The following is a 15,072-nucleotide window of genomic DNA, read 5'->3' as shown; positions in this document are numbered from 1 at the left end:
TATTGCTACTCACACACCGAGTTGAATTTAATAGCGGAATCATTTTCCAGATCCGCATTAGCAGGCAGCATGTAACGCACCCGGCACTGTCGATCGGTCGAGTCTCCCCAAACCACTTTCAAAACGCCTTCCGTTGTCGGTACTCGGGCAAATATCCGACCGCCCTGTCCGACCACGCCAATATGCCGTCCCTGCTCGTCAAACACTTCTGCGCCGAACGGCAGAGGTTGGCCGTCAACCTGAGGCGCGCTAATCAGCGCCGGGTAGCCTACAGTGGTCTCATATTTAAGCTTCACCACTGCCCCGCTGTACGGTGCGACCTTCTGGCTAGTCAGATTTAATTCCACATTGTTTGACAGGCCTTTCGGACTGATTTCTACATCGTTAAGCTGGTAGGCAGTCAGATACGGCACCAGGGCATATCCAAAGCCGTCTACTTTAATTCCGGGGTAGCCAACCATCTTGGCGCCCTTCGCCCCTTTCGCTTCCACCAGTGCATAGGTGTCACCGCTGTACGGTGACAGGGTCAGGCCGCCGGAATGCGCTACCATTGCACCACTCATCCCCGCTGAATAGGTCTCATAGCCTTTACCGGTACCTGCCAGCGCGCTTAGCGTGGTGTATGGCGTACGCATTGAACCGTTGGTTACCAGGCTGGAACTGCTGCCGCGACCTTTACCACCGTTACTGTTATGGCCAGCTGTCACGTTATAGCTGTACTGGCGCTCATCCCCAGACGTTCCTGAAGCAAACAGCTGCTCGTTCATGGTACTGCCCGGGCCCCGGTTGACCGTCATCCCCACCTGACTGAAACCAAGAAGATTATCCAGCGGTAGAACCAGATTCAGCATGTAAGTGTTCTGAAACTTGCCGAACTCGTCTTGATTGCGGTTAACGCTCAGGCTGTAGTTCAGCCTCTTGATGCTGTTGCTGTAACCAAGCTGGTACTGGCGATCGGTACGGGTCTTATCCCAGTACGCTTGCTGCCAGGCGCTGGCATAGAACTGTCCCCACCCGTCTGGCAACGGCTGCGACGCGCTGAGCATCAGCCTATTTTTGGCACGCTTCACGGCCTGCTTGTCATAGCCCTGTGACACGACTTCCCGCGTTGACATACCAGTACTGAAGTCCATATAGCCATCCGTAGAGAAACGGTAGGCCGCAACAGATAGGTTACTGCCAGTGCTTTCGATCATCTGGCTATACTTAACCTGATAGCTTTGCCCCGACTCGGTGCCCCAAGCGTCCCCGAGTTTGGTTTTGGCGTGGGTGACGTCCAGAGAGAAGGCACCGATTGGCGTCCCGATAGAGGCACCGCCCTGCAAAGCCTGATAGTTACTGTTGCCTTGCACCCCACTGTACAGAGTTAAGCCATTGCTAATGCCGCGACGGTAGGTTCCCTCCACCAGCACTGGCTCGCTTCTTAGCTGAGTTGAGCGCAGCTTGCCGTAGGTCAGGCTATAGTGATGAGTGCCCGGACGCAGCAGGTTACTGGTTGACGCATAGGGAACCTGAAAGTTTTGCTGGCTGCCGTCCGCCTCTTCAATGGACACGTCCAGATTGCCGCCGTAGCCCGTAGGGTACAGGTCAGTGATTTCAAACGGCCCTGGTGCCACCGTACGTTCGTAAATCACATTGCCACCTTGTCGAACAATCACCTTAGCTGCTGTGCGCGCGGTTCCCCGAACAACGGGCGCATAGCCTCTTACCGAATTGGGCAGCATTTGTTCTTCATTAGCGATTTGTGCACCGCGAAACGACAGGGTATCGAACAGTTCGCCCTTGGTGTTGGCATCCCCTGCCAGCAGTCGCCCCTGAATGGCGGGAATATCTCGCTGCAAATAGGTATTAATATTGTTGTAGTCACTGTTGCTGTTAGTGACTTTGGTGTACACGCCGTTGTGGCGGAAATACCAACCTTTCAGATTGAAGCCGCTGTTAATATTGCCGTACAGGGTGTCAAAATCCTGACCGCTGTACGATGTGCGGCTGGCACTCAGGTTATAGCCCAACGTTGCTGCTGTAATACCTGTGTCCCACTGTTCTGGATTGACGTAGCCTCGCGGCCGTTGGACGATATACAGCTCCGGTAAAGTCAGATTAAGAGACTGCTCGTTAGCATCAAACGCTACACTGCCTTCTGGCAATAGCTGATTCAGCGCCAGACATTCGTCTTCCCGCCCCTTGGCGTCAGCAACCATCTTCTGTGCAGACGACTCTAGCTCAGCGACATTGATATCCAACACGGTCAGCGTAGAAGGCTTAACACAGATATCCACTTTCGGAATGCGTTTGCCGTCAACGGTCTGATCCTGAATGCGAATGGCATCCCGACCAATACGGCGGCCGTTAACAATAAGCTCTGCACTATGGATGCCCGTTGGCGCTAAATCCTGATTATAGCGAGTCAGATCGATACGGCGCTGACTGTCTGGGCTCATAAAATGGGGGTTAAACTCAATGCCGTCATCTACGTCATCTGCTAAAGCCCATCCGGGAAAAGCAAGCAGAATAGCGGCGGCCAGTGGAGACAGTGAACGGTTAAAAGATAACATGTGAATTCCCTTCACTTAAAAATACCTGCCAAAGGCAGGGTAAATAGACTTATTCTTCAACTTTCTGCGGCGCCTCAGCCTCATTACGGCGGCGCCAATCTCTATCATCTATTTAGTTCACCGGCTGCGGTGTTGGCTTAATTCCACCGTAGTCGTTGATGTAGGACGGATAAATGGTCGACGGACTTTTCTTCAATGGGAAAAAGGTTTTACCGCCTGGAGCAATCATGCCGCCGTCACCGATAGAGCTCTTACCCGCTGGATCTTCAGCAATATTGGCTAATGACACGTAGTAAGGCGTCGGGTTAGTCCCTTCTACACCGCCCTTTACCTTCTTCCAGGTAATAGATTGGCCCGCCAGATTGGCATTTCCTGCCAGCCCTGAAGGACGGTAAAAAATCTTGATGCGTGAACGAAACGCCATTTGCAGCTGGCTCTGCTTTTCCTTGTTCAGCGGTGGAATTTCCAGCACGCTTAGCCAGAACACTGATTCTTTATCGGTCGGCAGCGGTTCTCCGGTATACATCAGGCGCAGAGTTTGTCCCTTGCCCGCGTTGACCCGATTAATGGCGGCGTGATAGTAAACGGCGCTTTAGCGGTTTCCGGCGTGGCGTTGGCATCACCATCGTCCACCCAGCTTTGCGCCAGCACCGGCTTGTCGCCGCGGTTATCGATTTTCACCGTCACTTCGCGCTCGCCGGCGGGGTAAATAACCCGAGTCCCGGTGATCACGATCCCGGCCATCGCCGGTGCGGTCAGAACAAAAGAAAGCAGCAGCGCTGTCAGGCTGCGAACGGTACGGTTATTCATCGAAAGATCCTCCCTGAATCAGAGGGCGGGCAGGCCCGCCCTCTGTAACGCTCATCAATGCTTAATCGTCAAATGAAAGCGACGATTAGAAGTAGTTGATGGTGAAGTTGACGGAGCTGGCAACCAGACCTGGGGTAGCGGCGCCGGTTGCGTAGTACTCAACCGCGTACGGCAGAGTGGCTGCGCCAGAGCTCAGATCGTAGGTAGTCGTAGTAGTGCTTTGATCCGGGCTACCGACTTTGATGGCGTTGCCTGTAGCGGCATCAACCAGTTGCAGCTGGACGTTAGAAGCTTCAGTACCGTCGTTGAGGGTGTTGTTCAGGCGATAGCCGATAGCATCAACCGTTGCGCCGTTTTCAAAGAACGCAGCAGCTTCACTAACGGTCGCGCCGCCAGAGCAGTTGGTCAGCTCAATGTTGAAGCTGGTACGCTTGGCAGTAGAACCGGCAGTAGCCAGCTGGCTCTTGTCAACAGCAGCCAGAACGACAGTTACCGGGCTAGCGGCACCATCGATGGTAACGTCACAAGTTTTGTCGATAACTTCACCGGTGAAGTTAACAGTGCCGTTAGAAGCGGCCTGAGCGGTAGCGGCGCCGAAAGCGGCAACGATAGCTGCGGATAAAACAACGTTCTTCAGTTTCATAAAAACTCCATTTTTTGATAAAAGTATTTCAATCCTCTTCTTTCGAACTCCATGAAATAAGGAAGGAAGAGTACTTCCTGTACTTCATACTTGAGCACTCAATCACATGTACTGAATGCTGAAATCATTTCAATTAAAAATAATTTAAAAAAGTTTTTATTTTATTTTTTTGTTTTTTTAATTTTAAAATCAGACTTTAAAACGGTTGTTTAACAGAAAGTGACGTAAAATTATCACAGCTAAAACCCCATGCAAACGATCTAAAACTCCAATCATTCATAATCAATCAGGAATATAGACTAAATTTTGTATAAAAAATAGCCCTAAAAACCAAATTCATAATATAGCGAATTAATTAAATTTTAATGTATTTAATTCTGATCATAAAAAAATTAACGATTCAGCCAATCAATTTTGATCATAAAGTCAGACTTTATGATCGATAAAAAGACGCTAAAGAAGATTGAACCATTACCGCTTGGAGGTGAATTTTTGAGCTGAAAATATTTTTTATTTCAACGTAAAACTACATAACCATTAATTAAAATAGACAGTTAATTGCTTCATTAAAAATTTTCCCAAAAGATTACCTCAAAGCGTTGCAATAGTACCGTAAATAACTATTCCATTTACAAACAAAGCCCTAGTAGCGGCCTTTTTAAGGTACCAAACGGGGAAATAGCTTTGCCAGAATGGCCGCTTAACACATTGTTTTTCAAACATAAAAAAGCCGTCATCTTTGAAAGATGGCGGCTTTTTATGAGTGCACTAAAGCAGGATATCAAACGTTCTTATAGCAAATCAAAGGGAGACTTTCTCTGTTTCCCCCAGACTGAAGGGGGAACCTGCTATACAGTAAGATACTCTGCATGAATTACTATCCGTTTTTTCTCCCTAGAAGCTTTAGCCAGACGCGTTGCTCATCTAATAATAGTTAATCGTAAATGTCACCGAGGCGTTGGCTTTACCGGCCGTCACAGTGGAAGAGTACTGATAGTAGCGCGCCTTTAGTGGGATCACGTAAGAGGCTCCGTCAACCTTGGTCAAGGCTAGAGCTGGATCGTAGGTTGTGCCATTAAACAGAATTAAGTTCTCACTTGCGTCGGTCATCTGTAGACCTATTCCCTTAGCCTGATCGCTGCCCGCATTCAGGTAGGCCATATTAGAAGACCTGTATCCGTTAGCGCCTCTAAAAGCCATATCAATACGGTTACTCGTCGGCGCATTATTGGTCACAACGCCGCTGGTTTCCGAATAGACCAAAGAGTCTCTCGTCGCGTAATAGCCGTGAAACGGTGGGCAGTTTCTTAGCGTAATGTTGAAATCCTTCCAGTTTGTCACTGTACCAATACCGGTAAATGAAGTGAGCTGGTGGCTTCCCAAATCAACATCCACATCATCCACCTGACAGCTGCGGCTAACAACGTTAATCACCCCGGAAAAATTCACAGTAAGGAAATTCTCCTCAAAAGGCGCAGGCTCAGTGATGCCGTAGGAATACTGAAATGTGGGAAACAAAGCCGCCTGAATCTGTGCCGAAGACGGAATCGGCCCCGTTTTTATCAGGTATATAGTAGTAGTATGTACCCCTTTTCCGCTACCGTGTCCCGATCCGCTTTCAATCACTCTTTCCAAATCAACCGTATAAAAGGGATACTGCAGCGATCCCCCGGCTAGGTTGGTGAACACATAAAAACCAATACCAGGTACGTTTGTCGGGAAAACGCTTTTGTTCCCAGATGTAGTCGGTGCACCCAACGGCATACTGATTGCCGCACCTTTCAAATACGGTTTGACTGTTACCGGTAAATCCGTACTGCTATAGTTGCATCTCCAACCGTAAAATCCACTCACGGGTCGATAGGCTTGAGTATAAAGCACGCTACCAATCGGTAGCTCGTCTCCCGAAGTTATAACTCCGTTACCAATAATGGGAACTGTCGCGTTCCGGCTATACCCTTCATAAGGTCCACAGGTAACCACTGCATGAGCCTTCACTAGAGGAAATGTCGCAAAAATCGCTATTGTTCCTAGTCTCAATATGTACAGAATAGTGCTGCACACAATATTTCTCTCCCTATGCGGGTTCATTCTGATGCTCCTTTCCCTGCAGCTTATGGAGACGCTTGTTCACCGTCGGCAGACTGACTCTTAAATAGTCACCGATTTGCTTCGCGCTCCACCCCTCTTTAGAAAGCCGCGCAATTTGCTCATCAATAAAAGGACTGTTTGCACGGTAGTAGTAGTGCGATTGAAACGTCTTGTGGCAATCAAGGCAGCGGTAGCGCTGCAGACCGGCGCTTCCCGAGCCGTGTTTCTTCACCTGTTCCCGCTTATCACAAAACGGGCACTTTGGCGGTAGTGTCTTTATCATGCTGTTACTCACATACCGAGTTGAACTTGATAGCAGAATCTTTCTCCAGATCCGCATTTGCGGGCAGCATATAGCGCACTCGGCACTGCTGATCCGTCGCCTCTCCCCAAACCACCTTCAGAACACCTTCTGTCGTTGGTACGCGAGCAAATACCCGACCGCCTTGACCGACAACGCCAACATGTAACCCCTGTTCATCAAACACTTCTGCACCAAACGGCAGCGCTTGGCCGTTAGCCATTGGCGCGTGAATCAACGCCGGATAGCCAACGGTGGTGTCATACTTCAGCTTCACCACCGCACCGCTGTACGGCGCAACTTTCTGACTGGTCAGGTTCAATTCAACGTTGTTCGATAGCCCTTTAGGGCTAATCTCCACCTCGTTAAGCTGGTAGGCCGTTAGATACGGCACCAGCGCATAGCCAAAACCGTCGACCTTAATGCCGGGATAGCTCACCATCTTGGCGCCCTTCGCCCCTTTCGCTTCCACCAGTGCATAGGTGTCACCGCTGTACGGTGACAGGGTCAAACCACCTGAATGAGCAACCATCGCCCCACTCATCCCTGCCGAGTAGGTCTCATAGCCTTTCCCCGTTCCCGCTAGCGCGCTGAGTGTGGTGTACGGTGTTCGCATAGAGCCGTTGGCTACCAGACTGGAGCCGTTGCCGCGTCCTTTACCGCCATTGCTGTTGTGGCCTGCCGTCACGTTGTAGCTGTATTGCCGCTCATCTCCGGACGTCCCTGAAGCAAACAGCTGTTCATTCATGGTATTCCCCGGCCCCCGAGTGACAGTGGTTCCCACCTGACTAAAGCCAAGCAGGCCGTCTAGTGGCAGCACCAGATTGAGCATGTAGGTATTCTGAAACTTGCCGAACTGATCCTGATTGCGGTTAACGCTTAGGCTGTAATTCACTCTTCTAAAGCTATTGTTGTAGCCGAACTGATACTGACGATCGGTGCGATCGTGGTTCCAGTACGCCTGCTGCCAGGCACTGGCATAGAACTGTCCCCAGCCTTCCGGCAGGGGCTGTGAAGCGCTGACCATCAAACGGTTCTTTGCGCGTCTGACTAGATTTTTGTCATAGCCCTCAGATACCGACTCCCGGGTCGACATCCCGGTCAGGAAGTCCATATAGCCGTCAGTAGAAAAACGGTAAGCCGCTACAGACAGGTTACTGCCGGTGCTTTCAAGAATTTGGCTGTACTTAAGCTGATAGCTTTGCCCTGATAGATTGCCCTGATCGATACCCCAGGCGTCTCCCAATTTGGTTTTCGCGTGAGTGACGTCCAGAGAGAAAGCGCCGATTGATGTACCAATAGACGCACCACCCTGAAGAGCCTGATAGCTGCTGTTGCCCTGCAGGCCGCTATAAAGCGTCAGGCTGTTATTGATGCCTCGACGGTAGGTGCCTTCTAACAGTATCGGTTCACTTCTTAACTGAGTTGATCGCAGCTTGCCGTAGGTCAGGCTGTAGTGGTGAGTCCCCGGTCGCAACAGGTTACTGGTGGACGCGTAAGGGATTTGGAAATTTTGCTGTGAACCGTCCGCCTCTTCGATAGAGACGTCCAGATTGCCGCCGTAGCCTGTGGGATACAGATCGGTGATTTCAAACGGCCCCGGCGCGACAGTTCGCTCGTAAATCACATTACCGCTCTGACGGATAATCACTTTAGCTGCCGTACGCGCCGTTCCGCGAACAATAGGTGCATAGCCTCTCACCGAGTTGGGCAGCATTTGCTCCTCATTGGCAATTTGCGCACCGCGAAACGACAGGGTGTCGAACAGTTCGCCCTTGGTGTTGGCATCTCCTGCCAGCAGCCGTCCCTGAATAGCGGGAATATCTCGCTGTAGGTAAGTATTAATATTGTTGTAGTCACTGCTGCTGTCAGTCACTTTGGTATAGACGCCGTTGTGGCGGAAATACCAGCCTTTCAGATTGAAACCGCTGTTGAGGTTGCCGTATATAGTGTCGTAATCTTTACCACTGTAGGTGGTACGGCTGGCGCTCAGGTTATAGCCCAGCGTTGCTGCGGTGATGCCGGTATCCCACTGTTCCGGATTGACATAGCCGCGCGGCCGCTGAACGATATACAGTTCTGGCAGAGTCAGGTTAAGAGATTGTTCGTTGGCGTCAAACGCAACACTGCCCTCCGGCAGCAGCTTATTGAGAGCCAAACATTCATCTTCTTGCCCTTTGGCATCAGCAATCATTTTTTGTGCGTCAGGCGCTAGCTGTTCGACATTAATATCTAGCGTGACCAGAGTGACTGGCTTAATACATATGTCCACTTTGGGGATGCGCTGGCCGTCTACGGTTTGATCCTGAATATGCACCGCATCTCGGCCAATTCGGCGACCGTTGACGATAAGCTCAGCGCTATGAGTCCCGGCAGGCGCCAGATCCTGATTATAGCGAGTCAGGTCAATGCGCCGCTGACTGTCTGGGCTCATAAAATGGGGATTAAATTCTATGCTGTCGTCCACCTCTTCCGCTGCAGCCCAACCAGAGAGAGCGAACAGAACAGCGGCAGCCAGCGGCGACAGTGAACGGTTAAAAGATAACATGTGAATTCCCTTCACCTAAAAATACCGATATACAGCAGTATGAATATGCTTCTTTGATTCAATTCTTCATTGACGCCACGCATGCGGGCGACAGCGTCATTGAGTCCCCTGTTCAGGGCGCAACTGGCTGTGGAGTTGGCTTAATGCCGCCATAATCGTTGATGTAAGACGGGTAAATAGTGGACAGACTCTTCTTCAGTGGGAAAAACGCTTTTCCTCCTGGGGCAATCATGCCACCGTCACCGATAGCCTTTTTGCCTGCCGGATCTTCAGCGATATTGGCCAGAGATACGTGGTACGGCGTCGGATTAGTCCCCTCTATCCCGCCCTTCACTCTCTTCCATGTAACAGACTGACCGGCCAGGTTTGCGTCCCCCGGAAGGCCTGAAGGTCGGTAAAAAATCTTGATGCGTGAACGAAACGCCATCTGCAGCTGGCTCTGCTTTTCCTTATTCAGCGGCGGGATCTCCAGCACGCTGAGCCAGAATACCGACTCTTTGTCTGTCGGCAGCGGTTCTCCGGTGAACCTCACCCGCAGAGTCTGCCCTTTATCCGCATTCACTCGATTGATAGGCGGCGTGACTGTAAACGGCGCTTTGGCGGTTTCCGGCGTAGCGTCGGCATCACCGTCGTCCACCCAGCTCTGAGCCAGTACCGGCTTGTCACCGCGGTTATCGATTTTCACCGTCACTTCGCGCTCACCGGCAGGGTAGATAACGCGTGTGCCGGTAATGACAATCCCTGCTAGCGCGGGCGTTGTCAGGATGAAAGATAAAGCGAGCGCTGCGGCGCTGCGATAGACGGTACGGTTATTCATCGAAAGATCCTCCCTGAATCAGGGAGCGGGTGAGCCCGCCCCCTGTTACGCACATCAATACATACTGTTCGCCAGATACAGGCAACGATTAGAAGTAGTTGACAGTGAAGTTGACGGAGCTGGCAACCAGACCAGGCGTTGCTGCGCCCGTTGCGTAGTACTCAACCGCGTACGGCAGCGTGGCAGAGCCGGAGCTCAGATCGTAGGTCGTTGTAGCAGTGTGCTGAGTCGGGCTACCCACCTTGATCGGGTTACCCGTTGCAGCATCAACCAGTTGCAGCTGGACTTGAGTCGCCGCCGTACCGGCAGCAGCAGTGTTGTTCAGGCGATAGCCGATAGCATCAACCGTAGAACCGTTTTCAAAGAACGCCGCAGCTTTGCTGACAGTTGCGCCGCCGGAACAGTTTTTCAATTCGATGTTAAAACCAGTACGCTTAGCGGTGGCGCCAGCAACAGCCAGCTGGCTCTTGTCAACGGCAGCCAGAATCACCGTTGCAGGGCTAGCAGCGCCGTCGATGGTGATATCACAGGTTTTATCAATAACTTCACCAGTAAAGTTAACGGTGCCGTTAGAAGCAGCCTGAGCGGTAGCAGCGCCGAAAGCGGCAACGATAGCTGCGGATAAAACAACGTTCTTCAGTTTCATAAAAACTCCATTTTTTGATAAAATATTTCACTTCTCTTCTGTCACACTCCATGAAATAAGGAAGGAAGAGTACTTCCTGTACTTCACCATCAAGCCCCAGCCTAATAAGGCCGGAGACCAAGAAAGTTAAAAATTAAAACTTAAAGCGTGTCTTTGTTTTTTTAAATTTCAAAAAAACACACAAAAAGACAGTTACCATCCGTAAAGTATCGATAAGCTATCACATCAAAAAAATCGTGTAAACGATCTAAAATACTAAACAAATAATATTATTTAGATACTTGATCTGTTAATTGAATAAAAATTAGACTTAAAAGTCAACTTTACAATATATTGATAAACCATAAATTTCATGAATTTAGTTCTGAAATTTAAAAAATATCGACACTCTTAAAGTGTTTTTATAGAAAAACAAGATTTTATGATCGACAATAGAGTCATTACTCAATCTAAAAATTCAGTGAATTTTTGATTAAATGATGGTGAAATATTTTTTATTAACCACCGTTTAATAAGGTACTACTTATACTGTAGGAACATCTTTAAAAATTAATATTAAAGCGTTGCTAATAGTTACTCGGTGAATTAGTTGGGGTCGGAGTGTGCTGTCGCTGGGTTGATGGAAATAGAGAGAAGTACAGTATCCAAGGCTTATGTATTCTGAGGTCAAAAAGGCCGCTTCTGCCTTACGGAACCTCACTAGGGACTGCAAAGAAAAACAAAACGATAAGAGTGCGCTATTCGTTAGTTCAGCGCAGCAGAGAAAGACACAAAGCAAAACGGGCCAGCTTTCGCTGACCCGTTTAAAATTTGGCGGAGGAGGTGAGATTCGAACTCACGGATAGTCGCCCATCGACGGTTTTCAAGACCGTTGCCTTCAGCCGCTCGGCCACTCCTCCGTAACGGCGTGAAATATAAAACAGCTTGAGGTCGCTTGTAAAGTAGATAATTCAGCAATCTCGTCTGTTCGGCTGAAAAAACAGCAAAATACTGCTTTTTGCCGCATTTCTAGCCACGGTACGCTTATTGTTAGCGCATCAGTCGTGAAACAGGGCCGTCTACCTTATCCAGTTCATCCCTTCGGCGACGATATAAAAAAGTAAGCAAAAAGCCGTAAAGACAGTGAGATCTTTGACAAGCGTCACAACACTTCCCCTATTACGTATCAGCGATACAGGAAGTATATCTACCCGTTTCTTAAAGAAACCTTAAGCCATAAAGAATATATAGGGCTAAGGGCGACTCTCTGCCTTTCATCTATAGAGTAGAGAGAAAATGCCCCTCTTTTAACGCCTCTTTGCTTTACCTTACTTCTGTATTCCCAGCCTTTTTATTTCCTTTTTGGGGCAGAGATCCATAACAACTGTCAGACCAGCCTTGAGTGCTAGCGCTTCTGCCTCAGTATTAACGACGCCTATTTGCATCCAAAGCACCTTCGCTCCGATAGCAATAGCCTCTTGGGCAACACCGTATGCCGCATCGGCATTGCGAAAAACGTCAACCATATCGACAGGTTCAGGGATGTCTTTCAGTTCGGCATACACTTTTTCCCCCAGAAGCGCTTGCCCTGCCAGTTTGGGGCTAACGGGGATCACTCGGTATCCTTGCCCTTGTAAAAACGCCATCACCTCGTGGCTTGGCCGCTCAGGATTGTCACTGGCTCCCACCAGCGCGATTGTTTTTACTGTCTGTAGAATGGAGACTATTTCACTGTCGACCATGTTTCCCCCTTTAGATCTCATCTGTAAGAATAAAATAGGCATTTTCCATTTTATCGCTTTTTTCTGAAACGCAGTTTCAGTAATCTACCTATAGTCTATTTTCTCAAGGAATTTTAGCCACTATGCAACTGACGACGCGAACCATTCCGGTTCAAAAGAACGTAGCGCTGGTCGCCCACGACCACTGTAAAGCATTTTTACTCAAGTGGGCAGAGGACAACACAGACACACTGGCCAAGCACAGGCTGTTTGCAACAGGCACCACCGGCAATATGATTCAGCGTGCAACCGGCATTGCCGTACACAGTATGCTCAGCGGCCCAATGGGCGGTGACCAGCAAATAGGCGCCCTCATTTCCGAAGGCAAAATTGACGTTCTGATTTTCTTTTGGGATCCGCTAAACGCTGTTCCTCACGATCCTGACGTAAAGGCGCTTCTGCGGCTGGCAACCGTTTGGAACATTCCTGTTGCCACCAACCGCGCCACGGCAGACATGCTGATGTCATCAGGCCTGTTCGAAAAAGAAATAGAGATCGCGATTCCCGACTATCAGCGCTACCTTCAGGATAGGCTGAAGTAATTACCTCTTGCAGACAGATAAAGAAGCCCGGTTTTCACCGGGCTTTTACTTCTTCATTTCTCTAAGGCTTACGCTTTACCGAAGCCCCTATATTAACCAGCTGTTTAACAAATACAGACGGTGCGTCCACGTCTTGAAGCAGCCAGGTTTTACAGCGCGCGCGCGTTAAAGCCACGTAAAGCAGTCGACGCTCCTGAGCATCAGGAAATGCCTCTACCTGAGGTAAGAGAACACGCTCAACGATCCCTTCGTCTTCCTCAGCGGGAAAGCCATCAGGGCCGCTTTTAAGCCCGGCAACAATAACATAGTCAGCCTGCCGCCCTTTGCTGGCGTGAATCGTTGAATACTCAATGTTCAGCGTTGGCCAGCGGGTTGAAGCTTTATTCAAGATCTCTGGTCGGGTGTAATGGTAGCGCCCCAGCACCAGAATCGACTCATCCGGCAAAGCGTAACCGCTCAGCTTATTGAGCAATCCCTCTAACTGCTGTTCAGGAAGAATAATGATAGGGTTTTTCTCCCCTTCAACCGCACTCTGAACCCGGCGCTTTATCTGTGCTGGGTTTTGCTGGACGTAATCACCGGCGATTTCTGCTGTCTCTTGCCCAAAGCGATAGGTCGTCGTTAACGCGCACCGCTCTCCTGCGCCAAAAATGTCATTAAACCGGGTGGTTAATGAGGGTGAAGCGCCGCTAAAACGATAAATAGACTGCCAGTCGTCACCGACGGCAAACAGACTGATGTCAGGGTTCTTCTGCCTTAACGCCTTTATCAGCGCGGCGCGCAGCGGTGAAATATCCTGAAATTCATCGACCAGAATATGGCGCCAAGGGCTAACAAACTTGCCCTTTTCAATCAGGTTAATGGCCTGATGCAGCAGACCGGGAAAATCCACCGCCCCTTCTTCTTTCAGCGCCTTTTTCCAGGCTTTTAACAGCGGAGCCAGCAGGCGGATCTTTTTCTGGAAATCCCCTTTAAGCGCTTCCGGCGCTAAAGCTATCATTTCCGCTTGGCTGCCTCCACTATCGCGCATTAGGTGTAGCCAGCCGTCCAGACGCGCCCCCATACGTTCAGTCAGCGCGTCGTTGTTCCAAAACTGTTCTTCGTTAACAGGCCAGGCAAGCTCCTGTGAAATCCAGCTGCGCCAGCCCGCGGCCTGACTCTTTTTCTCTGCGCACTGGGCACGCCATTCGGCACAAAGAAAGGCTCTGCGTTTTATCGCGTCAGTTTCCAATTCACTGATGAGCGGCACTTTCTTACTGCATTGTGTGATGATTGACAGCGCCAAAGCGTGAAAAGTTTTTGCTTCAATCTGAGAAGCAGACAGCCTGCTTCGCACACGTTCGTTCATCTCCTGTGCCGCTTTTTTGCCAAAGGCCAACAGCAGTATTTCATCTTCTTTAGCAATGCCCCGATAGAGCAGCCATCCGGCACGGGCAGCCAACACAGAAGTTTTACCGCTGCCTGCGCTCGCTAACACCAGCACATTTCGTTCTCCGCTGATGGTTGCACGGCACTGTGAGGCGTTGAGAGGCTGTGACTCAACGCGGGCAAAAAAGTCCCGGTGCTCTTCCAACATATGTTGAACCCACTGTTGGTTAAGATTCTCCACCTTCTCTTCACCGCCCGTCAGCCACTGTTGGCACTCTTTATAGGCATTCTGACAAGAAGAGAAGGACGAGATCCTCTCTTTCGGTAAAGGAACGGACGACAGAGTTTCTTGAATTTCTGTCTGAATTTGCGCCAGATCGTCTTGCGCCAACCAGCGTTGCTGGCTCTGACGTTCATGAATAGCCTGCACGCAGGCTGACAGCAGAGAAGCGGTTATCTCCGCCATGGCGACATCCCACTGCTGCCATATCGACATAAGATGCTGGTAAAAATGCTGGGTCTCCTGCCACTGGGTTCCATGAAGGCGAACGACTTTCTCTTCAGCCAGCTCGAACTCCAACTCTCCCCAAACCAGCCCTCTTTTACAGCGCACGGCCAAAAGCTGATTAAAGGGAATGGCCATGACGTGCCGAGGGCCGCTAACTTCCACCCCGGCATTTAGCATTTTTACTTTATTGTAGGGATGCTGCGCTAAATGCTGCCCTACCGCCGTTGACTTTAATTCCATCGCCTACCGCTCGACCTGTGTCGCTAATGTTTTTAACGCTGACGTGCTCTCACCGCCGCACCGCGCGTGAACGAACAATTTATCATGATAAGAGGAAGATCTAACGCTTTCCGATTGAGTAACGCAAAATAAACCGTAACATAGCGGGTCTTCATCTATTTTGCCGCACTATGATAGAAATAGAGACGATAGAAATAGAGACAGTTAGTCATGTTGTTTACCGTCGACAGTGCGGTTAACGCA

At 49.8% G+C, this 15,072-nt stretch carries 11 protein-coding genes, 1 tRNA gene and 1 pseudogene; 1 reads left to right on the top strand and 12 read right to left on the bottom strand.

The window, feature by feature from the left end; translation table 11 throughout:
* Positions 1-5 precede the first annotated feature (5 nt).
* The 11 genes and pseudogenes from DQM29_RS07305 to DQM29_RS07255 form a co-directional block, all read right to left on the bottom strand.
* Entirely contained in the window at positions 6-2,555 is a 2,550-nt protein-coding gene (locus DQM29_RS07305; protein ID WP_145960345.1) for a fimbria/pilus outer membrane usher protein, read from the bottom strand.
* 112 nt (positions 2,556-2,667) lie between these two features.
* Positions 2,668-2,979, bottom strand: coding sequence for a fimbrial biogenesis chaperone (locus tag DQM29_RS18385; protein WP_232054951.1), 312 nt, complete (start codon positions 2,977-2,979; stop codon positions 2,668-2,670).
* 12 nt (positions 2,980-2,991) lie between these two features.
* Positions 2,992-3,299 (bottom strand): annotated as a pseudogene (locus DQM29_RS18380) (fimbrial biogenesis chaperone); the annotation flags it as partial.
* Between the two features lie 151 nt (positions 3,300-3,450).
* Positions 3,451-4,008 (bottom strand): fimbrial protein, encoded by a 558-nt coding sequence (locus DQM29_RS07295; protein WP_232054875.1) that lies wholly within the window; start codon positions 4,006-4,008, stop codon positions 3,451-3,453.
* A gap of 924 nt (positions 4,009-4,932) precedes the next feature.
* Positions 4,933-5,457, bottom strand: a complete 525-nt coding sequence (locus DQM29_RS18175; RefSeq protein WP_170126504.1) for a fimbrial protein — start codon at positions 5,455-5,457, stop codon at positions 4,933-4,935.
* Between the two features lie 628 nt (positions 5,458-6,085).
* On the bottom strand, positions 6,086-6,382 hold the full coding sequence (locus DQM29_RS07285) for an IS1/IS1595 family N-terminal zinc-binding domain-containing protein (RefSeq protein WP_145960344.1): 297 nt from the start codon (positions 6,380-6,382) through the stop codon (positions 6,086-6,088).
* A 4-nt stretch (positions 6,383-6,386) separates the two neighbouring features.
* Positions 6,387-8,948: a fimbria/pilus outer membrane usher protein gene (locus DQM29_RS07280; RefSeq protein WP_111740070.1), complete on the bottom strand. Its 2,562-nt coding sequence runs from the start codon at positions 8,946-8,948 to the stop codon at positions 6,387-6,389.
* A gap of 112 nt (positions 8,949-9,060) precedes the next feature.
* Complete coding sequence (locus DQM29_RS07275) at positions 9,061-9,765, bottom strand: fimbrial biogenesis chaperone (protein WP_111740069.1); 705 nt, start codon at positions 9,763-9,765, stop codon at positions 9,061-9,063.
* 88 nt (positions 9,766-9,853) lie between these two features.
* Entirely contained in the window at positions 9,854-10,411 is a 558-nt protein-coding gene (locus DQM29_RS07270) for a fimbrial protein (protein ID WP_232054874.1), read from the bottom strand.
* A gap of 811 nt (positions 10,412-11,222) precedes the next feature.
* Positions 11,223-11,310 (bottom strand) — tRNA-Ser (locus DQM29_RS07260).
* 408 nt (positions 11,311-11,718) lie between these two features.
* Positions 11,719-12,132 (bottom strand): CoA-binding protein, encoded by a 414-nt coding sequence (locus DQM29_RS07255; protein ID WP_111740067.1) that lies wholly within the window; start codon positions 12,130-12,132, stop codon positions 11,719-11,721.
* Positions 12,133-12,254: 122 nt separating this feature from the next.
* Between DQM29_RS07255 and DQM29_RS07250 the strand changes: the two genes are divergently transcribed.
* Complete coding sequence (locus DQM29_RS07250; protein ID WP_111740066.1) at positions 12,255-12,713, top strand: methylglyoxal synthase; 459 nt, start codon at positions 12,255-12,257, stop codon at positions 12,711-12,713.
* A 61-nt stretch (positions 12,714-12,774) separates the two neighbouring features.
* On the opposite strand, the gene helD is transcribed toward DQM29_RS07250, so the two are convergent.
* A complete protein-coding gene (gene helD / locus DQM29_RS07245; protein ID WP_111740065.1) occupies positions 12,775-14,829 on the bottom strand; it encodes a DNA helicase IV in 2,055 nt (684 codons plus the stop codon).
* Between the last annotated feature and the right edge of the window lie 243 nt (positions 14,830-15,072).

It is taken from the genome of Leminorella richardii (genome assembly GCF_900478135.1).
GTDB classification, from domain to species: Bacteria; Pseudomonadota; Gammaproteobacteria; order Enterobacterales; family Enterobacteriaceae; genus Leminorella; species Leminorella richardii.
This window is presented reverse-complemented; position numbering and strand designations above follow the sequence as displayed.